The sequence below is a fragment of the Vibrio tasmaniensis genome, assembly GCF_024347635.1.
GTDB lineage: Bacteria > Pseudomonadota > Gammaproteobacteria > Enterobacterales > Vibrionaceae > Vibrio > Vibrio tasmaniensis.
This window is the reverse complement of sequence record NZ_AP025511.1, coordinates 545,539-566,297: the sequence shown is the minus strand read 5'-3', so window position 1 is coordinate 566,297 and position 20,759 is coordinate 545,539. Positions and strand designations below refer to the sequence as shown.

17 protein-coding genes are annotated in these 20,759 nt (G+C 45.2%); 8 read left to right on the top strand and 9 right to left on the bottom strand.

The window, feature by feature from the left end:
* Positions 1-121 precede the first annotated feature (121 nt).
* Complete coding sequence (locus OCV44_RS16815) at positions 122-1,654, top strand: phospholipase D family protein (RefSeq protein WP_139683705.1); 1,533 nt, start codon at positions 122-124, stop codon at positions 1,652-1,654.
* Between the two features lie 121 nt (positions 1,655-1,775).
* Here the strand turns inward: OCV44_RS16815 and nfsA are convergent, their stop codons facing one another.
* The 3 genes from nfsA to OCV44_RS16800 form a co-directional block, all read right to left on the bottom strand.
* Entirely contained in the window at positions 1,776-2,498 is a 723-nt protein-coding gene (gene nfsA, locus OCV44_RS16810; protein ID WP_139683706.1) for an oxygen-insensitive NADPH nitroreductase, read from the bottom strand.
* 215 nt (positions 2,499-2,713) lie between these two features.
* Positions 2,714-3,826 (bottom strand): OmpP1/FadL family transporter, encoded by a 1,113-nt coding sequence (locus tag OCV44_RS16805; RefSeq protein ID WP_139683707.1) that lies wholly within the window; start codon positions 3,824-3,826, stop codon positions 2,714-2,716.
* Positions 3,827-4,014: 188 nt separating this feature from the next.
* Complete coding sequence (locus OCV44_RS16800) at positions 4,015-5,415, bottom strand: DUF1254 domain-containing protein (RefSeq protein WP_139683708.1); 1,401 nt, start codon at positions 5,413-5,415, stop codon at positions 4,015-4,017.
* 242 nt (positions 5,416-5,657) lie between these two features.
* Here OCV44_RS16800 and OCV44_RS16795 point away from each other — a divergent pair, with 242 nt between their 5' ends.
* The 6 genes from OCV44_RS16795 (at position 5,658) to OCV44_RS16770 (ending at position 12,216) form a co-directional block, all read left to right on the top strand.
* A complete protein-coding gene (locus tag OCV44_RS16795; protein WP_139683709.1) occupies positions 5,658-6,809 on the top strand; it encodes an anaerobic sulfatase maturase in 1,152 nt (383 codons plus the stop codon).
* A gap of 17 nt (positions 6,810-6,826) precedes the next feature.
* Positions 6,827-7,723: a LysR family transcriptional regulator gene (locus OCV44_RS16790; protein ID WP_139683710.1), complete on the top strand. Its 897-nt coding sequence runs from the start codon at positions 6,827-6,829 to the stop codon at positions 7,721-7,723.
* A gap of 184 nt (positions 7,724-7,907) precedes the next feature.
* A complete protein-coding gene (locus OCV44_RS16785) occupies positions 7,908-9,446 on the top strand; it encodes a sulfatase-like hydrolase/transferase (RefSeq protein ID WP_139683711.1) in 1,539 nt (512 codons plus the stop codon).
* A 61-nt stretch (positions 9,447-9,507) separates the two neighbouring features.
* A complete protein-coding gene (locus OCV44_RS16780; RefSeq protein WP_139683712.1) occupies positions 9,508-10,185 on the top strand; it encodes a hypothetical protein in 678 nt (225 codons plus the stop codon).
* A gap of 12 nt (positions 10,186-10,197) precedes the next feature.
* Positions 10,198-11,646, top strand: a complete 1,449-nt coding sequence (locus OCV44_RS16775; protein WP_139683713.1) for a DUF1254 domain-containing protein — start codon at positions 10,198-10,200, stop codon at positions 11,644-11,646.
* A 333-nt stretch (positions 11,647-11,979) separates the two neighbouring features.
* A complete protein-coding gene (locus tag OCV44_RS16770; protein ID WP_139683714.1) occupies positions 11,980-12,216 on the top strand; it encodes a YdcH family protein in 237 nt (78 codons plus the stop codon).
* 212 nt (positions 12,217-12,428) lie between these two features.
* Here the strand turns inward: OCV44_RS16770 and OCV44_RS16765 are convergent, their stop codons facing one another.
* The 6 genes from OCV44_RS16765 to OCV44_RS16740 form a co-directional block, all read right to left on the bottom strand.
* Positions 12,429-13,238: an SDR family NAD(P)-dependent oxidoreductase gene (locus OCV44_RS16765; protein ID WP_139683715.1), complete on the bottom strand. Its 810-nt coding sequence runs from the start codon at positions 13,236-13,238 to the stop codon at positions 12,429-12,431.
* A gap of 254 nt (positions 13,239-13,492) precedes the next feature.
* Entirely contained in the window at positions 13,493-15,052 is a 1,560-nt protein-coding gene (gene glpD, locus OCV44_RS16760; protein ID WP_139683716.1) for a glycerol-3-phosphate dehydrogenase, read from the bottom strand.
* 270 nt (positions 15,053-15,322) lie between these two features.
* Positions 15,323-16,108, bottom strand: coding sequence for a DeoR/GlpR family transcriptional regulator (locus tag OCV44_RS16755; protein WP_017096306.1), 786 nt, complete (start codon positions 16,106-16,108; stop codon positions 15,323-15,325).
* 275 nt (positions 16,109-16,383) lie between these two features.
* Positions 16,384-17,904, bottom strand: coding sequence for a glycerol kinase GlpK (gene glpK / locus OCV44_RS16750; protein WP_139683717.1), 1,521 nt, complete (start codon positions 17,902-17,904; stop codon positions 16,384-16,386).
* A gap of 59 nt (positions 17,905-17,963) precedes the next feature.
* On the bottom strand, positions 17,964-18,818 hold the full coding sequence (locus OCV44_RS16745) for an MIP/aquaporin family protein (protein ID WP_004732234.1): 855 nt from the start codon (positions 18,816-18,818) through the stop codon (positions 17,964-17,966).
* A gap of 448 nt (positions 18,819-19,266) precedes the next feature.
* Positions 19,267-19,698, bottom strand: a complete 432-nt coding sequence (locus tag OCV44_RS16740; RefSeq protein ID WP_139683718.1) for a PACE efflux transporter — start codon at positions 19,696-19,698, stop codon at positions 19,267-19,269.
* Positions 19,699-19,827: 129 nt separating this feature from the next.
* Here OCV44_RS16740 and OCV44_RS16735 point away from each other — a divergent pair, with 129 nt between their 5' ends.
* On the top strand, positions 19,828-20,709 hold the full coding sequence (locus OCV44_RS16735; RefSeq protein WP_139683719.1) for a LysR family transcriptional regulator: 882 nt from the start codon (positions 19,828-19,830) through the stop codon (positions 20,707-20,709).
* Positions 20,710-20,759 lie beyond the last annotated feature (50 nt).

The window sequence follows — 20,759 nt, the reverse complement described above, 5'->3', positions numbered from 1 at the left end:
AATTACCTATAAATTTCAGGCTGTAGCGGTAATAATCAATGAATAGACCTGAACAGCTTGTTAATAGCACAGCTGTCGGGACAGTTTCTAAAGACGTCACCGTGAAAAGGAAGTCTGACACATGCCTGTGCTCCAACGCATCAGTTTAACCTTAATTTTAGTCGCCATTCTTGGCGGCTGTTCTTCATTACCAGAAGGCATCGACCACCCTACAGAACCGTACACCTCTTATGGACCAAGCACTTTGTCAGTTTTAGCGGATGAATATCAACCCGAAGCATCAGAGCAGGCAACTACAGCCGTTCGTCTGCAAGAATCCGGTTGGGATGCGTTAGCTCAGCGATTAGCGTTGGTTGAAAGTGCAGAGCACAGCATCGACATTCAATATTACATCTGGAACTCTGACGAATCGGGCAGGTATCTCGCCAGCCGTTTATTAGCGGCCGCTGATCGTGGTGTTAAGGTTCGAGTGATGTTGGATGACATCAACCTCAATGAGCGCGAAGGCCTGTTATCGGCACTTGATGCGCACCCGAATGTTGAGATTCGAATATTCAATCCAACACCAACACGCCGTGGTTTCAATAAATGGTTGAGCTTTGTTGGTGATTTTTCTCGTTTAAATCGCCGTATGCACAATAAGTCGTTTACCGTAGATGGCACTTTGTCAGTAGTGGGTGGACGTAATATTGGTGACGAATACTTCGATCTTTCTGACGAGATCAACTTTCGAGATCGTGATGTATTGGTGATGGGCACAGTGGTTACCACGATCCAAACTAGCTTTATTGAATATTGGGACAGCCGTTGGTCTTACCCTGTTGATATGTTGGGTGATGATGAACAACAGGATCTTTCAAAGATTGATGATATAACCGTTCCACAATACAAAAACTACCCAGAGTTACCACTAAATCGTGAAGCGTCAGAGAGCTTGTTGAAAGAGGCTCTTGACGAGATGACTTGGGTTAATGCCAGTTTCGCTTATGATCGCCCTGTGCCTGTTGACTCAGATAATACCGATCAACCGAAAGCAACGGCGGTTCTGTTAGGACAGCTAGCAAGTGAATCTAAACAAGAGATCTTGTTGGAATCGGCTTACCTTGTATTCGATGATGGTCAACTCGAAGCGTGGCAAGTATTGAACAATAAGGGCGTTGAGATAAAAGCGCTAACTAACTCTATGGCGTCTAATGACTTAGTGACTAATCACTCTGCCTATGCGGGTCGCCGCTACGACATGTTAGATCATGGCATCGACCTGTTTGAGCTAAAACCAGACTCCAAGTTGTGTGAAGCATCGACTCAAGATGTGTCTAAATGTGCGCCTGAGACGGCCTATGGCTTGCATGCAAAATCAGTGGTGTTTGACCGCAGTATCGCGAGTATTGGTTCATTTAACTTCAACTTACGCTCTACCTATCTCAATACGGAATCGGTTTTGATCATCGAGAGCAAAGAGATTGCAGAAACGTTAGCAGAAACCATTGAGCAAGCAATGAGTGAAGACAACAGCTGGCGCTTGGAACTGGAAGACGGCGATGTGTATTGGTATTCCGGCGAGCAAAGCTGGGACAGCGAACCAGAAACCGGCAAGTGGGAACGCATGCAATCAGGCTTCTTACAACTGCTACCAATTGAGAAATACTTGTAAAAGAATTAGCACCATAGAAATGAAAAATGTCAGCGCATAATACGCTGACATTTTTGTTTGTACTGCTGTTTGCTGCTAGCTCTAATCGCTTAACGGCTTAACGGCTTAACGGCTTAACGGCTTAACGCTTGGTCAGCTGCTTGCTGTTCAAGTAAGGCAGGATATGTGGGCGAGATTCGCCAGACAGTTTTTGAGTGATCTGCTGTGACCAACTGCTCTGCTTTTGATTACTTGAACGGTTTGCGTAGTAGCTTTGCATCGAATCATCGTAGCTGGCAATGTCATCTAAGCTCAGCGGTTGGTATTGGTTTTCGTGCATCACCACGTGAGCAGGCAGGCGAGGCTTAACCTCTGGTTGCTGTGCTGGGTGACCTAAACACATCCCAAACAACACGGCGGTGTGTTGTGGTAGTGCTAACAGTTCATCGACTTGTTGTGCGCTGTTACGCAGCCCGCCAATGTACACGCCACCCAGACCTAGAGACTCAGCAGCCAGCATGCAGTTTTGCGCCATGATGCCAGAGTCGACTGCGCCAATCAGGGTCAGTTCAGTAAAGTCGGTTTTCACTTCAGGGTTGATTTGAGCGTGGCGTTGATAGTCGATACAGAACACCAAAAACTCAGCCGCGTTCTCAACGTAAGCTTGGTTGCCTGCGTATTCAGCTAGCAACTTGCGCTTCTCTGTGTCTGTCACTCTCACAATAGAAACAGCCTGCAGTAAGCTCGATGATGAAGCCGCGAGACCAGCCTGAATAATCACATCAAGTTGTGCTTTTTCAATCGGTTGATTTGTATATTGACGAATGGAGCGGTGCCCCAGAATAGTTTCAATCGTGCTGTTCATAACTCTCAGACAGTCCTTGTGATGATGACGTAGAGAATCACAATAACGACAATTACCATGAGCGTAAAGGGCGTTAGAGCCTTTCTGGTTAGCAGCATGATATTCATGAAATGAAAAGGATTGCTGTTTCGGCCAATCCTTTTTTTGTACCATTTCTTGCTAGAAGCTAGAAGCTAGAAGCTAGAAGCTAAGAATGGAACGCTCAAGAGTTCGATTTAATGGCGAAGAGATAAAGTGATGAAGTGAACTCTGTTGGTCGAATAGCTGCCCGAGGGCTGAAATAGTCCTGAGTCAGCATCAATTTCACCATAGCCTAAATCTTGGTATTGGTAGCTCAACCCTAGATGTAAGTCATTGGATATCTTCTTCTCAGCACCGAATCCGATACGCCACTGTTTATCGAGCGGGAGTAACACATCCCTGTTTTGACTGCTTACAGGGCTTGTGTCACCGCTCAGTCCGCTGTATAGCAACCAATCCTCATATGCGTATTCCACACCAACCCCAAGAGAATAGGTGGTTGAGTATTTGTCATCATAATCTTGCCATGTCTCCATGTTTGAGCTGAGCAGAAGGTTTAAGTCTTCATTTAATGAATGCTTCAACCCTAAATTTAAGCTTCGAACCCACGTCAATTCAGAGCTAATTCCAAAAGCGTTGGCGGTATCAAGGGAAAGGTCGTGATCAAATTGGCTCTGATAACTGACACCCAATTGTGTGTTGTCACTGATGTGGTGATTGAGACTCAGGCCGAACCCTAGATCAAGGCTATCCCCTTGGAGTTCACGACCGTTCAAAGCTTGAGTTTCAAGCGCAGCGTGCTGCAATATCAAAGAACCACCAAGAGACAGTTGTTCATTTACTTGATATGACAATGAAGACGTTAAGTTGAGTGCGGAAATGCTATTTTCTTTGATCAATAAAGCAGGGTGTGCGCCAACGCCGTGTGAGTATTCAACGCCAGTGCCGCCAGCTGCGTGCAATGCTGCGCCAACGACCCATTGATCATTGAGCCTTGATGCGTAAGACAAGTGAGGGAGAACATCCGCGCTGCTTCCCGTGGTCGAAGCCGAGTTATCGTCACGAACAAAAGTGGTTTCAACATCGAGGTATTGAACACCGAGAATCCAAGCGCTTTCTTCAATGACCGATAACCCTGCAGCATTGGTGATCACCGCAGATGCATCGTTCGCGGTTACGTTTCCAACACCTGCTGTGCCAACGCTTTTGGTTGTCGCAATCTGAGATAGGTTTAACCCTCCCGCGTGAGCAAGAGAGCTGACTATCCCTGTTACCAACAGAGACAGTGTGATGAAAGGTGCTTTCAAGAGTAAAACCTCATTTTCAGTGTATGAGTGATGTTTCCAGTAATTTGGGTGATGTTTCTAGTAGTTCGAGCCATGCTCTTAGAGAGATAAGTCATTGCCACGAGCGGACACTAAGAACGCCGTGGCAATTGACGTGATCGACTTAATTGCCTTAGTTGGATTAATCGACGTAATTAACCAAATTGAGGCTAGAGTTTTTCAACTTGTGGCAGTGGATATTCATTGTCGAGAACGGCTTGAGTTGGCTCATACAGGCGCATGTGAAGATAGAAGTCACCTTGAGGTGCTGGTAGCCAGTTACACGTTGGATCGGACGGTTTTACGTATTGAATACATATTGGCAAGGTGCCGTCTTCTGCGTATTTCAGTTCATCTTTACGATTGGTTGAGATGGAGTAGCGTTGAATGAAGTTTTCAACCATGAATAGGTTTTTAGCGTCATACATGGTCAACGACCAAAAGGCCTCTGCCGGTGCATCGGCTGGCATGGTCATTCGATATTGATTGTCGCCCGACAGTTGCTCGCCATTCGAGTCCGTGTATCGATTTGGATAAAGAGCTCGCTCTGGCACATTCAAACCAGCCGCACGCATATTGATGCTCGCTCGGCTCAGGTAGTCATTTCCGTAGCGGCCTCCCTCGTACATCATCGACCAGCCATTATTGACATCACCGATGCTTCGACCTGCGTATTGAATGATCTGTTGCGAAGACTCAATTGCGCGCATTAGTCCTTTTTTCTGCTCTGAAGATAGGGCTTCAGGGTTAAAGGGGGTCGATCCTCCAATACCAATTTGTTGGAATTGATCAACGATGGCAGCATCTTCTGGAATCGGGTTTTTACGTAGTTCACGGTCAATTAGCGAATACCACTCTAACCCTTCAGGCCTCGCCATAGGTGGGATGCGACCTGTCGAAGCTTTAAGCTCGACGATGTCATGCTCTGCGCCGAGTTGATCGAGTGGGTAGCTGAGGAATCTATCGTGAGTAACCAGTGCGTCATTAAGATCTTGCTCGCTAAACACGCCCGTTCGTTGAATCAACCAAACCATAGGAGTGCGAGATTCTACGACGCGATCAATTCCCTCTGGCACTTCTCCAGACCATCCTTTGTTGACCAAAAGCACTTTTGAACCTTGGTCTCCGACATTCTTGACGTGCAGATCTTCAATCGAATCAGAGTAAGCATCCAATAACTGAACAATGTAGTAACGGTTATCGGTGCGAGGAATATCTATCACCATCGGGCCCGACAAATCGAGATCGTAGTGAGCTTGTGAGTAGAGCGTATCGTTGTTGACAGTAGGCACAATTCTATCCTGAGGCCCAGATAGAACGCGTGTCTTACCCATCTCATTCAATGGTGCCATGGCGTTGTCCATCGGCGCGTCAACCGATGTGGTTGTTTGCCTAACCGCCGCCACGGTTAATGGACCCGTACCGTAGATAAACGCTTGAACACCTAAGTTGTAAGCGAGCTCTTCTTCAGGATTAATAGATTGTTGGGCAAGGGATGGCATCGCGATAATACTGGACAAAGAACACACTAAACTGGTCAGTACACTTTTCTTATAGAGCAGCTTTCTCATGGAACACCTTAGATCGTAGGAACAGAATTAGGCATTTATCATATGAGCAAGTGAGATTAAGGAGTGTAATAGCCGATATTAAGGATGTTAATACTCCTTGTTCTCACTCCAAGTTATTGTTTTAAATTGTTTTTATTTAGCTTAGAGAGGTGCGTCTACGACGTGTGAAAATAGGGGGGATGGGGCGCTATTGTTTGATTGATTTTCGGTTGATATGTTGGCAAAAAAGTACGGGAATCAATATGAACACATCAACTCATCCTTTTAGCTTATTCATTAAAGCCGAAGGGGCTCAGTGCAATCTGGATTGTAGCTACTGCTATTACCTCAATAGGCAAGATGGCGAAAAAAGATCTTCAATGTCTCTGGACATGATGGAGCAAATTGTTGGTGCTCATATCGACGCACAGCCAGTTAAAGCTCAGCAAGTGGACTTTATCTGGCATGGTGGCGAGCCCATGTTAAGAGGGCTCGATTTCTATGAAACGGCAATGAAAGCACAAGTAAGCAAAGCTACAAAAAAGCGCGTCGTAAATACCATGCAGACCAATGGAACCATGATTAACGACCGCTGGGCCAGCTTCTTTGCTAAACACAATTTCATGATGGGTATCAGTATCGATGGGCCCAACATTTTGAATGATATCGCTCGGATCGATAAAAATGGTCAGTCGTCTTTTGAACGCACAATGCGTGGGATGTCTTATCTGAAAAAGCACAATGTCGAGTTTAATACGTTAACGGTTGTGAATAATAAAACTTATAAACACGGCAAAACGATCTATCAATTCTTGGTTGAAAATGGCAGTGGTTATATGCAGTTTCAGCCTTGTATCGATCATGAATTGGACAGACGAACAGGGCACGATTGGTCGCTAACAGGTGAGCAATGGGGGCAGTTTCTTTGTGATCTGTTTGATGCGTGGAGCGCCAATGATGTCGGTAAGGTGTATATCCAGTTTTTTGAGAACTGTTTAATGGTGTTGATGGGCTACCAAAGCCAAATGTGTCATCACAGTGCGACTTGTGGTCAACAGTTAATGGTTGAGCATGACGGTAATGTTTACAGTTGTGACCATTATGGGTATCAAGATCATCAACTAGGAACCGTGAAGAGTGATAAGCTTGTAAGCATGGCGACCTCACCGAAACAAATAGCGTTTGGTACCAACAAATATCATGAATTAAACAATACATGCCGTCATTGTGATTTTGTTGAACTTTGCCAAGGTGGCTGCCCTAAAAATAGAATCGCAGCGACCGAAGATGGCAGTCCTATGAATCACTTGTGCCAAGGGTATGAGATGTTTTTTCGTCATGCGTTACCTAAGTTGTTACCAATGGTAGAAGCGATGAAAAAAGGGTATTCGCCAGCGTACTTTCCACTTTTCTAAATCACTTGGAGTAGGGCATGACCAAAGATCTAAATTTACTGCGGCTTATTTTGGTGCTCAATGAAACTCGCCAAACGGTCACTGCTGCAAAAGCGCTGAACGTGAGTCAACCGACGATCAGTGTCATGCTTCGTAAACTAAGAGAGCAATTTGATGATGAATTGTTTGTTAGAGATAAAGCAAAGCTTGAACCAACCCCAAAATGTTTAGAGCTCATCGAAACCTTGCCTCTGTTACTAGAGCAACTCGACAATCTTTATATACCTAGTGAAGAGTGGGGATTGGAAGATTTAAGAGGAGAGGTTCAAATCATGCTGCCTTCTCCTTTGCTGGTTCCAGTGGGTGTGCCATTAATTAAAAAACTGACCAAAGAAGCCCCGCAAGTCACGTTTCAATGTTCACCTTGGTTAGACAATGGCGTGCAGTCTCTAGAAACCAATCGAACGTGTTGGGGAGTGAGCTATCTTCCTATGGATGTGAATAAAACGCTGACTGAGCGGCCAGTTGGTTTTGATAAGTTCATGTTGGTGCTAAGAGCTGATCACCCAATTCAAGGTAATTCCCTTGAGGACATTCTGAAATACCCACTCTGTATCAATATGATCCCTGGTTACATTCAGCCATCCAAGACTGAAATGTTGATTAAAAAATACGACTTAGATAAACATATCGGGCTCAGAAGCAACAATATGAATTTGATGCTGGAGATCGTTAAGGACAGCGACTTCATCTATGTGACATCGTCGAAATGCCGCTATTTGCTTGATCACTCTTATCGCTGTATTGAGCTACCGCCGGAACTGTTGAAAGACACCTATCGTCGAGAGTTGGCCCTATTTACTCACCAAGCAAACCGCAATAACCCGTTCACGGATTGGCTTCAAAAAGAAATTACGTCGATCATTCAATCCTAACGTCACTCTACTATTCCATCTAAATAACGCCCCCTTCTAGCAGCCATTATTAAAAATCGTAATAGTGGCTATCAAGCCATTTTGGGCGTCTTTCTTATACCATTTACCTCACAACGGTTCGCTGAGACATACACAATTTTCGTTGTGACTCCAGCGATTTACTCATAGTGAATGAGGGTTATAAATGTATAAGTCTTTTGTTAAATCCGCTTTGGCACTCTCGGTATTGGCGAGCGTCAACGTACATGCCGCGAGTCAACCCAATGTGGTTGCCATCATGCTCGATGATGTGAGCCCAACGGATCTGTCTGCCTACCACCGTGGTTTAGGCGCGGTGGACACACCGAATATTGACCGAATTGCCGAACGCGGCATGATGGTCAGTGATTATTACGCACAAGGCAGTTCTACTGCAGGTCGTTCTGCCTTTATCACGGGTCAGTATCCATTTCGCACAGGCTTAACGTCTGTCGGTCAGCCGGGCTCTTCCCTTGGCCTTCAAAAAGAAGATCCAACCTTAGCAGAAATGTTGAAGGATAAAGGCTATGCGACCGTGCATGTCGGTAAAAGTCACTTAGGCGACAACAATAGCCACCTTCCAACAGTGCACGGCTTTGATGAATTCTTCGGTTTCCTTTATCACCTTAACGTGATGGAAATGCCAGAACAGCCAGAGTTTCCTAAAGACCCGAATTTCAGAAGTCGCCCTCGTAATGTGCTTCACACTGTGGCAACCGATACGGTGGACATGAAAGAAGATCCTAGGTTTGGTGTTGTTGGTAAACAGACTATTGAAGACAAAGGTACGCTCGGTGCGAAGCGTATGCAGATAATCGATGGTGAGTTCTTAGACTTTGCCATGAACTGGCTTGATAATCATGAAGCCGAGAAAGACGAACAGCCTTACTTCATGTGGTACAACCCAACGCGTATGCACCAAAAAACGCACGTTCGTCCGGAGTACCAAGGCGCGAGCCAAATTAACACCTACTACGATGGCTTGATCGAACTTGATGACCAAATCGGTGTGCTGCTCGATAAGCTTGAAGATTTGGGCGAAATCGATAACACCATCATTCTCTTCACATCTGACAATGGCGTAAACCTAGATCACTGGCCTGATTCCGGCTCTGCCTCATTCAGAGGACAAAAGGGTACGACTTGGGATGGTGGCTTCCGTGTGCCTATGCTGGTCAGCTGGCCAGATAAAATCCCTCAAGGTGAATACACAGATGGCTTCATGACTTCTGAAGATTGGGTGCCAACCATTATGGCTGCAGTGGGTGAAGGCGACATTAAACAAGAATTGCTTGATGGAAAAGAGTTAAACGGCGAGCGTTATCAAGTTCACTTGGATGGTTATAACCAACTGGATATGTTGACCAAAGGCGAGCCGAGTCAACGTCATGAGTTCTTCTTCTACAACGAGCAAGATTTGAATGCCTTCCGAGTTGATGACTGGAAAGTGCACCTAAAAACCAAAACGGAGTGGATTGCGCCGCCTGAAGAGTGGCCACTAGGGATGCTGATTAACATCAAGGCCGATCCTTACGAGCGTAGCCCTGATACTCGAGGTTGGTTCTTATGGATGAAAGAGAAGTCTTGGGTATTACCAAAACTGCACAAAGCAGCCGCGAAATATCAGAAGTCTCTTGAAGCGTTTCCACCAAGACAGAAGGCTGGTGGTATTGGTATGGCAGACAAATCAGTGGTTGCTGATTAACGCCAAATACGACTAATGCAAGGTGTGCTGTAACAAGCACACCTTACAACCGGACAACAATATGAAGAAACCGTTACGACTATTCACGGGTATTTTTTCCGCTTTCACACTCTCTATTTTTGCGCTTACCCCCTTTGCATTTTCCGTTTCCGCCCAAGAAGAACCTGCCAGTGACATGGCTGACCCAATGGCCGTTTATACGGGAGGTGAACTTATTGCGGGCAATAAAGGACTTGGTGCCACCTTTCAATTTGGTGTGAATCGTGGCGATTGGGGGGTATTGGGTAAGCTAGAAGGCAAAAATAACTTTGAAAACTATCGAGCACGATTCTTCACACCCAACAAGAAAGCGGGCACTGGCTTGTTTGTTGATGCTGGGCACGACTTTTCCAACGACGACCTGACATCGAACTACGCCTCTTTTGGTGTGATGCAAGCATTCAAGTTGAGTGACAAATTTAAACTTTATAGCGCCTTAACATATGGAAGGATGTGGGAAGAGAACAACCAGTTTCAAGATACTCAAATCATCAGCAGCGTTAACTACCTAAAGTACGACTTTGCTGATCAATTTTATCTTCAGTTCGCCCCTCAATACACTTATGGGTTGGATGGTGAGAACACGCGAGATTTCTCTGCTGAAATGCAGCTAGGTTACAAGGTTGATAGTGACAATATCATCATCTTTAGCGGTGATACTGACAATAACTCCTGGGTCACCTTCCGTACTCGCTTTTAGTTAGGACATTAAATGATGAAAAAAAATAGACTTGCGACAGCACTGGCTTGTGCTTTCATGGTTGCACTTCCGTCTACGCTACTCGCGAGCCAATCAGTGGACGCGACAAGCGCAGCTTTAGTAACAAACACAGCTATGACGATAAAAACGGAAACTCTACCGGTCGAGATGGCGAACTTAGCGTCGCTCAAAAAGGACAATCAGCAGCTAGCACAACTTGCCTATGAGTATGCTTACTCGATAGATGAAGCCTACAAATACTTTTACAAAACCGTCGTTGAGCAAGACTACCCTTTGAATCGATTCCAAAATATTCGAATACTTGCTGACGACACTTACACTGCGCATCCGACGATTAACAATGACACATTACATTTGATGGGGTGGATGGACCTAGCTGCAGAGCCGGTCATCATTACGATTCCAGATCATGATGAAAATCGATACTGGTTGTTCCATACCATGAATATGCAGCACTTTACTGACTCGGCTTTTGGCTCTCCACAGCGAGGCACAAAAGGCGGCAGTTTCATGTATGCGGTAGAAGGATGGCAAGGTGAAGTTCCTGCGAGTGTCGACCAAGTCATCTATGTTGAGCACCCACTGGTCAAGATGATGGGTCGAATCATGGACCTTGGCGGTGACGATTCTGCAACTGCTCAAAAGTTAATGGATCAATGGAATATTAGGACGTTGTCGGAATACTTAGGTCAGAAAGGACCAGATCCTGTTGAGCGTGAGTATCCAGACCCTGAAGACTCTAATTGGGTCGAGCGAACCAATTTCATCCTGTCTGAAGGAACAATGAAGACGCATGACCAAAAGCTGCTAGAACAATTCGAGTACATTGGCTTAGGAGATTTTGAATTAGGCAAAGCCAATCATCCATTTACGACAGAGCAGCTTCGTATGATCGAGTCTGGTAAAAAAGACGGACTGGAACGAATCATTAATGCGGGCTTTGATGATTCACGTGACGTATTAGGCACTCGTGAAGAAATGACCAAGGTTGCAAGCTTTCAACACGCCTACGGTACGTTGATGGGTCAATGGGGGCTGCCTGCAAAGCACACTATGTATAGCGGTGACTTCTTTGATAGTGAAGGTGATGCGCTCGATGGCGGAAAATATGATTACACGGTAACTTTCGATGCGCCACCGCTAGAGCAGGGTGGCTTTTGGTCATACACGGCTTACAGTGGTGAAACCCGATTGATGGAGAAAAACGAGTTAAACCGCCACTCCCGTGGAGACAGAACATTAACGCCCAATGATGATGGCAGTTACACCATTTACATGAGTAGTGATGTAAAAGGGCATGAAGATGATCCTAACTTCTTACCTATCCCCGATCATCAATGGTATTCAGTGTTACGTATGTACACGCCCGGTGAAGAGGTCATAACAGACAAGTGGAAATCGACACCGTTTACCAAGGTTAAAAAAGGCTCGATTAAGTGAGCATTTAAATCGCCAATGAGTGAAAAAGCGCAGAGCGTAAACAATAACGAACTTAGAAAGCTGAACTTTGAGAAATTGAAGTTCTGCTTTTTGTAAACATAGGTTCGTTGACTAATGAAGCGATACTTTTTTCATTAAGCAAGGCTTTAGCGGTAGGTCCGGCTTTCTTCTATGTAAAACAACGTACCCCAACCGACTCGTGTTGTAAATTTGTGAATCTGAATTGTCTATATTCTAGGCTGTGTACTGGATCTCATTTGTTATTTGAGTCCCTTGCTAAGGTAAATAATGAATGTGTACTACCAATCACTTTACTCAACTTAAGAGGTTTCTATGCTAGGTGAAAATCACTCTCTTGTTCACGAATTTCCTGAAATGAAAGACAAAATTGCTGAGCTTGCTAAAACTGACGATGGCTTTGCAGCAGATATGAAGACATACGACAACCTTGATAAAGAGATTCGTAAACTAGAGCTGAAAGATTCACCCATTGATGACGGTTCGATGCACCAAATGAAACATGATCGTTCTGTACTTAAAGACGCACTGCATGCTCGTTTATCCGATTAGTTAATCGAGGTGCTATGGTTTTAAATAATTAAACTCCTTCGGGAGTTTTTTTGTTTTTGACTCAACAATATAGATAAATTAAAACCCACGGTATTGTTGGGTCAAAAATAGATTTACGGCAAGGCTCTGCATTAACAAAGTTCTACCTTACACAGTGCCGAGTTTTTTAGTATCGCGATTGCCTAAGCTTAAAAGGATAGGCTTAGGTTTCTCTATGACAAGATTTTCGTAATGATTTCATCAATTTTAGCGACAACTTGTTGTGATTTATCACCGTAAATTGCATCTGGGTGTGGGTTAGCAAAGGTGTTGTTGTCGTTATCAAAGTATTGACCGCCCGCTTGTGCGAACTCGTCAGACAATGATGCGCGAACAAGAATGTCAGAACCAATGCTTAGGTCGCCGCCTGCAATGCCGTACGCGTCTTTCACCATTTTACTGCCTAGCAGCGAAGCTGGGTTTACCGCAACAACCATAGGGCCTGTAGAACCTAGCTCTTTTGCCATTTCACGAGTCCACATGGTGATCGCAAGCTTGCTTTGGGCGTAAGCATCGCCATCAGACATTGGCTTCTTGCCTTCTAGCGCTTCGATGCTCACTGCGGCTTGCGCTGCTGAAGATAGGTTAACCACGCGGCTAGATGAGCCTAGCACTGGCAGCAGACGCTTGGTTAGGTGATACGGTGACACTGTGTTCACAGCAAAACGAACATCTAACCCGTCTTTAGTGATTGGGTTTGGAGTGTTGAACACACCCGCGTTGTTGATCAATACATCAATCTTATCGTGCTCAGCAATCAATTCGTCAGCCAACGTATCCACATCGGCCAAAACAGACAAGTCTGCCACGTAGATTTGGATTTTTGCTTCCGTAGAGAGAGTCACAAGCTGCTGCTCAACGTCTTTGAGTTTGCTTGGGTTACGTCCATGCAATAAAACGTGGTGACCTTGTTGAACGAGTACTTTTGCAGTTTCGAAGCCGATACCGTCGGTAGAGCCTGTAATCAGAATGACTTTTTGCATGGAATAGATTCCTTATTAAAGCGCTAACATCGCGAGCGTTTTTAAATGTGTTGTTTCGTTGAGATAAAGAATAGCAACCTTTTACGAAGTTGATAATCAACGGGATTAATAAAACACTATTTAGATTTTATTGAAAATGGAAGTGCGAACGAAGTCTCAGTCAGAGCGGAATAGCAGGCAATAAAAAAGCTTAGCGCGGGGGACGCTAAGCTTGGTTGTTAATCATGTTCTGAAGCATGTCTAGGCTAGTGGAATTAGCCGACTTGCGAAAAGCTCACGACTTTGCTTTGTAGTTTCTCTTTCAAGTAATCAGTCACCGCTTGCTGCTCTGACTCGCTCGTGTATAGACCAAGCTTGGTTCTGCGCCACAAGATATCTTCGTCAGTCATCGCCATCTCTTCATTGATCAAGTAATCGATTTCAACTTGATAAACGCCATGGGCTTCGCTTGAGAATTGGGTGCCAAGGTCAGCTTCGCAGGTTGCCCCTTCTAGTAGCTTCCATGTGTAAGTACCGAATTGAGTCACGTAGCGAAGCAACAACGCTTCAGGTGCCCAAGGGTATTTAGTGTGGATCATCTTCGCAAGCTGCTCTCTGCTGCAACTAAAGTTACCACCTGGAAGCGTGTCGTTCGCTGTCCATGGTGCACCCATGTTGGTTAGGTGTGGCTCAAGCTTCTTAAGTGCCGCTTCGCCTAGTTTACGGTAAGTGGTTAACTTGCCACCGAAGATTGAAAGCAGTGGTGCTTGATCCAGCTCTGCGTCCAATTCTAATGTGTAGTCACGAGTGATCGCTTGTGGTGAGTCAGATTCATCATCACAAAGCGGTCTTACGCCACTGTATGTCCAAACTACGTCTTCACGACCAAGTTGCTTAACAAAGTGCTGATTAACGATATCAATCAGGTAATCCACTTCTACATCGTCGATAGCCACTTCACGCGGATCACCTTTGTATTCAAGGTCGGTAGTGCCGATGATCGAGAACTTATCTAGGTAAGGGATCATGAACACAATGCGATTGTCTTTGTTTTGTAGAATGTACGCTTGTGGTTCGTCATGAATTCGCGGCACAACAATGTGTGAACCTTTGATCAAACGAATATTGCGAGGCGAAGCCTGTTCTAAACCATCATCGAAGAACTGTTTCACCCAAGGGCCAGCAGCATTAACAAGTGCTTTTGCTTTGCGTTCAAAGCGTTGGTTTGTCATCACATCAAGAATCGTTACATGCCAAACATCACCTTCACGGTGCGCTTTTTCAACTCGGCAGTAGTTACGTACTTCAGCGTTGTTTTCTTTTGCTGCCAAAACGTTGAGCAATACCATTCGCGCATCATCAACCCAGCAATCTGAGTATTCGAAGCCTGTCTTCATTTCTGGCTTCAGCAGGCCTGATTTCGCAAGGTTTACCGTTTTACTTCCAGGAAGTGTGGTGCGTTTACCCAAGTTATCGTAAAGGAATAGGCCACAGCGGATCATCCAAGCTGGGCGTAAAAATGGTCGATGAGGTAAACGGAAACGCATCGGTTGAGCAACATGAGGTGCTTTTCTTAGCAATACTTCACGCTCGGCCAGTGCTTCCGAAACCAAACGAAACTCGTAGTGTTCAAGGTAACGTAAGCCACCGTGGATAAGCTTTGAACTTGCAGAAGATGTCGCAGAGGCAAAATCATTTGCTTCGTATAAGCCAACGTTTAAACCACGACCTGCTGCATCTGCCGCAATGCCAGCACCATTGATGCCGCCGCCAATCACGATCAAGTCTAAAGTGGAAGATGTACTGTTGTTTGAATTGTTTTGTTGAGCACTCATGATTTTGACCTCTTTCTGAGCGAACGAGCATTTTAGAACATAATTGAATCCTATATGAACTTTCGTTTGCGGTCATTTATTATTTTCGTTTATGCGCGTTTTCTGTGATTTGCGCATAAAAAAACCTCTGCTTATGAAAGCAGAGGTTTAAATAAGTCTAATTCGAGCATAGAAGCGACAGTGGAAGCGAGCAAGTTTTACTTTTTTAACTTTTCTATAAAGAATCGAGATTCATTTAAGAAAGTGCCGTCACTGAGCTGTTGTTTTGGTTTATTCGCTCATAGGACGAGCGGTATCGATCACTTCTAGCGGTATTGCGGAATCTTTAAGGATATTGAGAATCTCTTCCGGTGGCTGCTTATTAGTAAACACCATGTGTGCCTGAGAGATATTACCGAGCTTAACCATCGCATTACGACCAAACTTAGTATGGTCGACAGCTAAGAAAATACTGCGACTGTTTTCGATGATGGCTTGTTTCACTCGAACTTCGTGATAGTCAAAATCGAGCAATGAGCCATCAAAGTCGATGCCGCTGATGCCTAAGATGCCGAAATCGAGGCGGAACTGCTTCACGAAATCGAGTGTCGCTTCGCCAACTATACCGCCATCACGGTTTCTCACTTCGCCACCCGCCAAGATAACCTTGATCTCTGGGTTCGGTAGAAGAATGCTGGCAACGTTAATGTTGTTGGTGACAACTCGTAATTGTTTGTGATTTTTGTTGAGTGCGCGAGCAACCGATTCTGGCGTGGTGCCGATATCAACGAATAGGGTTGCACCATCTGGGATGTGTTTAACCAATTCGTCGGCGATCACGTCTTTTTCGTTGAAATTAAGCGCTTTACGCGTGTTATACGAGGTGTTCTCTGAGCTTAAAGGAATGGTTGCACCACCATGATAGCGACGAATTTTGTTGCTATCGGCAAGTTCGTTTAGGTCTCGTCTGATGGTTTGTGGGCTGACATCGAACTTTTCAACGAGCTCTTCGGTACTCACATATCCTTGTGTTTTTACCAGGTCTACAATCTGCTGGTGTCTTGGTATCTGCTTCACTTAACTTTCCACTCCCTGCTCGCCATAGGTTCTAGCGTGCCAAATTCGAAAATATCAACTTGCGCTATTGTGCTCGAATTGATGAAAAGAGAGAAGTAATGATGGTAAGGAATCATGTCTAAACCGCAAAAACGCTGCTCAAAACGAGGGATTTGAGCCTCAAACGCAAAAAAGAGCACAAAATAGTGCTCTTTTTAGTTTCGTTTACTGAGGTTCGAACAATCTAGTCGACGAAAAAGTGATTATTCGCGCGCCTCTGTTAACTCACGCTTAGATTACTCTTCGTCGTCATCGTGCAGTTCAGACCAAACCTGTGCACACTTGATAGCACGTTTCCAACCTTTGTAACGGCGGCTACGCTTCTCTTCGTCGTGGTGCGGCATGAATGTGCGGTCAAGTACGGCTTTGTCTTGAAGCTCATCAATGCTGTCCCAGAAACCAACCGCTAGGCCGGCAAGGTAAGCGGCACCCAGAGCGGTTACTTCTGTTACTTCAGGGCGGTGAACTTCAGTATCAAGTACGTCTGATTGGAATTGCATTAGGAAGTTATTCGCTACTGCGCCGCCATCAACACGTAGGTTCGCTAGCTTGATGCCTGAGTCAGCTTGCATCGCGTCTAGTACGTCACGGGTTTGGTAAGCAATGCCTTCCAACGTTGCACGGATGATGTGGTTAGAGTTAACACCACGAGTTAGGCCGACAATCGTACCGCGAGCGTAAGCATCCCAGTATGGTGCGCCTAAACCAGTAAACGCAGGGACTACGTAAACACCGTTTGAAGAGTCTACTTTGGTTGCGAAGTACTCAGAGTCTTCTGCGCCAGCCAGCAGCTTCATTTCATCACGTAGCCATTGGATTGATGCGCCACCCATGAACACCGCGCCTTCAAGTGCGTATGCAGGTTCGCCTTTAGGGCCACATGCCAGTGTTGTTAGTAGACCGTTTTTCGAGGTTACTTTCTCTTGGCCAGTGTTCATTAGAAGGAAACAACCCGTGCCGTAAGTATTCTTCGCTTGGCCTGCTTCTACACACATTTGACCGTAAAGTGCAGCTTGTTGGTCACCCGCAATACCCGCGATTGGGATACGCGTACCGCCTTTACCACCCAGGTTCGTTTGACCGTATACCTCTGAAGAGCGTTTCACTTCAGGCATCATGATTGCTGGAATGCCCATTTCATCAAGTAGCTTCTGATCCCAGCATAGGTCGTTGATGTTGAACAACATAGTACGTGACGCGTTGGTGTAATCAGTAACGTGTACACGTCCTTGAGTCATTTTCCAAACTAACCAAGTATCAACCGTACCGAACAACAGTTTGCCAGCTTCAGCGTCTTCGCGAGCGCCTTCAACGTTGTCTAGAATCCATTTTACTTTGGTACCTGAGAAATACGGGTCAAGGACTAAGCCTGTATTGTCACGTACGTAGTCTTCTAGGCCACGCGCTTTAAGGTCTTCACAGATGTCTGCTGTACGACGACACTGCCATACGATTGCGTTATAAACAGGCTTGCCTGTCTCTTTGTTCCAAACAATGGTGGTTTCACGTTGGTTAGTGATACCAATACCTGCAAGCTCATCGCTGCGAATGCCTGCTTTAGCAAGAGCTTCAACCAATGTAGAGCTTTGAGTCGCCCAGATTTCCATTGGGTCATGCTCAACCCAACCGGCTTTTGGATAAATCTGAGTAAATTCTCTTTGAGAAGAGCTAACGATGTTTGCATCGTGGTCGAGGATTACAGCGCGAGAGCTTGTGGTGCCTTGGTCTAGGGCAACAATGTATTTTTGCTCGGTCATGGTAAGAATCCTTTTTCTTTTGTTATTTATATTTTAGTAAATGTAGGGTCGCTTAGAAATTAAGCTTGAGCTTGTTCAGCTTCTTCTTCTGTTTCACATTGGTTTGGAATTGTGCAGCCTTGGCCTTCTACGGGTAGGTAAGCACCAATAACACGTGGGTACAACCAACCACCAAAACACGCACCAGCAATTGGAGCAAGAATTGGAACGATGAAGTAAGGGATATCACGAGCACCGCTTAGTGCGAAATCCCAACCTGCAAAGTAAGCGAACAGTTTTGGTCCGAAGTCACGAGCAGGGTTCATTGCAAAGCCAGTAAGTGGACCTAAAGAACCACCAATTACCGCGATAAGAATACCGATCAGTAAAGGGTTCATTGCACCGCGAGATGCGCCGTTGTTCTCATCACCTAACGCTAAAATGGCAAACATCAACACTGCAGTAATCACGAATTCCACAGCAAAAGCGCCGAAGAAAGAGAGTGAAGCATGTGGGTAAGTCGAGAAGATACCAGCAGTTGATAGTGCGTCTTGGCTGCTACGAACGAAGTTATGTGCGATTTCGTAGTCAGTAAATAGGTTGCTGTACAGGCTGTAAACCAATGCTGCAGAGCAGAAGGCGCCAAGCAGTTGCGAAATGATGTAAGGCACCACTTTTGCTTTATCAAAGCCATGGAACATGGCCAGTGCAATCGTCACGGCTGGGTTGATGTGTGCGCCTGAAACGCCGGCAGTGCAGTAAATTGCAATTGCAACACCGAAGCCCCAGATGATGCTGATTTCCCATTGTCCGAATGTCGCACCAGTTAATACCAGAGCGGCCACACAGCCAACGCCAAAGAATATGAGTAATCCTGTACCGATAAATTCAGCCAAGCATTGCCCAAATAAAGAAGGGTGTTTGTTTGTTGTCATGTTCGAGTCCTTGTTAGTTTTGCTTATCTAGCACGTGTATTGTGCATAGATTTGCGAACTCGAAAATAAACGAACATCAAAAGTGAGCGTTTGAGCATAAAATTGTTAATTAAAGTCACTTGAAATGTTAATCCGAACACTTTTGCTCGGAAAAGACGCTCGCATGAACGTCATTGTTCGAATGGATGTGTTTCGAGGTCGATAAAACTACCTGTATGTAAACGGATGCACAACTGGTACGAGGAGTTTATGTTTGGATTTGTGATGCTACTTCGTGGGTGGTGGATTATTAGACTTTATTGGGAAGGGGGATTTGATGTTCTTGTTATGTAACAAGGGCGTTAACCTACGGGCTTGTATGCATAAATGAATAAACTGCCAACTATGTTGTAGTTTGGCAGTTTTAATTTGAGCATTTGTTCTTGCTATAAGCTACGAACTTGCAGTTCTAAACCAGCTCTGCAACCTTTCCTTTCGCAACTAATTGGTCTCGAACCGAGTCATACGCCCAGTTGAACGCAATCGCGTAAAGTACGAAGAAAATAACTAGGCCGATGTCCATGATCAGCACGGTTAGGAAGTCGAGTTGCAGAACCCACATCAAGACAGGCAGAGTCACTGTCATCAAGCCGAGTTCAAAGCCTAACCCATGCAGAATACGTGTTTTCTTGGTTCGTTTACTGCGGTCAGCTCCGAAGACTTTGTCGTAGCCAAAGTTGTAAATGTAGTTCCAACCCATTGCTATCAGCGACATAGCGAGCGCTAGGCCTGCCATTTCACCTGCACCGTTTCCTGTAATATAGGTTGCAAGCCCTGCCATCAAAACCAAAGCAACCAATTCAAATAGCACCATGTGCAACATGCGTTCTTTATGTGACATTTTCTAACTCTCTTTACGATTAAATAGCCGCTGATGGGCTAATGACTTGGCTAGATAATATCTTCCTAGGTGATAATATAAAGATAGTTAGTATCACATATGGTGATGGTAAGTGTTGGGAGACACCGAATGTACAACATTGAACAGCTAAAAATGTTTGTGTATGCCGTTGAATTAGGGTCATTTTCTGCCAGTGCTCGCCAACTTGGAAAAGTGCAATCGGCGGTGAGCCAAGGTATCAGTAATCTTGAAATAGATTTTAATGTTCAACTTTTTGACCGTTCGACACGCAAGCCAACGCTGACGGCGCAAGGTCAGCAGGTTTTCAAGCAGGTCAAAGCGATTATTCTGCAAGTGGAAGATCTCAATTCATCGGTCAATGCAATCAATAATCAAGAGGAAGGGCTACTGCGTATCGCTTTAGACGATGCCTTGTTACTTCCTTCATTGCCCAAAGTGTTGGATAAGTTCAGCCGAACATTCCCAGCGACAGAAATTGAGTTAATGGCAGCGGCGAGTACCGATGTGAACCGCTTGGTGTCACAAGACCGCGCAGATATCGGCCTGATGTTTACTGACCTCGCTTTTCATGCCGATTCAGAGCCGTGCTTTATCGGGAATCTGCCTTTTGTTGCTGTGTGTCATCCAAGTCATGCTTTAGCTGAAGTGTCGGTTGCGAAGTTGCCCGACTTTATTTCTCATCGACAGCTTATTCTACGAGGCAACAAAGGTAAGGTGATTGACCACTTTCCTGTAGTCGCGGGCAAGGTGTGGTGGGCGAACAGCTTTGTTGCCATCAAGGAGATGATCGTACATAGCTCGGTGGGCTGGGCATACTTGCCAAGTTACTTGGTGGAACATGAGATTCAACAGGGAAAGCTTAACCAGATTAACGTCTCGTTTGACCATAAAACATGGTCGCCTCCTGTCGATTTGGTGATCTCCAAGAAAGCGATGAAAGGGCCAGGTTTGCTGTGGTTGGAAGAGCATCTCAAAACCTTACTCGACTAATCTTTGATAAGCGATAGACAAATGAAAGGGCTTACCCCGAAAGGTAAGCC

Excerpts from the sequence above, each read along its gene's own strand:
- nfsA (WP_139683706.1), bottom strand. The coding sequence starts at position 2,498 with ATGAACAGCACGATTGAAACTATTCTGGGGCACCGCTCCATTCGTCAA.
- OCV44_RS16775 (WP_139683713.1), top strand. The coding sequence starts at position 10,198 with ATGATGAAAAAAAATAGACTTGCGACAGCACTGGCTTGTGCTTTCATG.
- OCV44_RS16785 (WP_139683711.1), top strand. The coding sequence starts at position 7,908 with ATGTATAAGTCTTTTGTTAAATCCGCTTTGGCACTCTCGGTATTGGCG.
- OCV44_RS16745 (WP_004732234.1), bottom strand. The coding sequence starts at position 18,818 with ATGACAACAAACAAACACCCTTCTTTATTTGGGCAATGCTTGGCTGAA.
- OCV44_RS16740 (WP_139683718.1), bottom strand. The coding sequence starts at position 19,698 with ATGTCACATAAAGAACGCATGTTGCACATGGTGCTATTTGAATTGGTT.
- OCV44_RS16780 (WP_139683712.1), top strand. The coding sequence starts at position 9,508 with ATGAAGAAACCGTTACGACTATTCACGGGTATTTTTTCCGCTTTCACA.
- OCV44_RS16790 (WP_139683710.1), top strand. The coding sequence starts at position 6,827 with ATGACCAAAGATCTAAATTTACTGCGGCTTATTTTGGTGCTCAATGAA.
- OCV44_RS16765 (WP_139683715.1), bottom strand. The coding sequence starts at position 13,238 with ATGCAAAAAGTCATTCTGATTACAGGCTCTACCGACGGTATCGGCTTC.
- glpK (WP_139683717.1), bottom strand. The coding sequence starts at position 17,904 with ATGACCGAGCAAAAATACATTGTTGCCCTAGACCAAGGCACCACAAGC.
- OCV44_RS16770 (WP_139683714.1), top strand. The coding sequence starts at position 11,980 with ATGCTAGGTGAAAATCACTCTCTTGTTCACGAATTTCCTGAAATGAAA.
- OCV44_RS16815 (WP_139683705.1), top strand. The coding sequence starts at position 122 with ATGCCTGTGCTCCAACGCATCAGTTTAACCTTAATTTTAGTCGCCATT.
- OCV44_RS16800 (WP_139683708.1), bottom strand. The coding sequence starts at position 5,415 with ATGAGAAAGCTGCTCTATAAGAAAAGTGTACTGACCAGTTTAGTGTGT.
- OCV44_RS16795 (WP_139683709.1), top strand. The coding sequence starts at position 5,658 with ATGAACACATCAACTCATCCTTTTAGCTTATTCATTAAAGCCGAAGGG.
- OCV44_RS16735 (WP_139683719.1), top strand. The coding sequence starts at position 19,828 with ATGTACAACATTGAACAGCTAAAAATGTTTGTGTATGCCGTTGAATTA.
- glpD (WP_139683716.1), bottom strand. The coding sequence starts at position 15,052 with ATGAGTGCTCAACAAAACAATTCAAACAACAGTACATCTTCCACTTTA.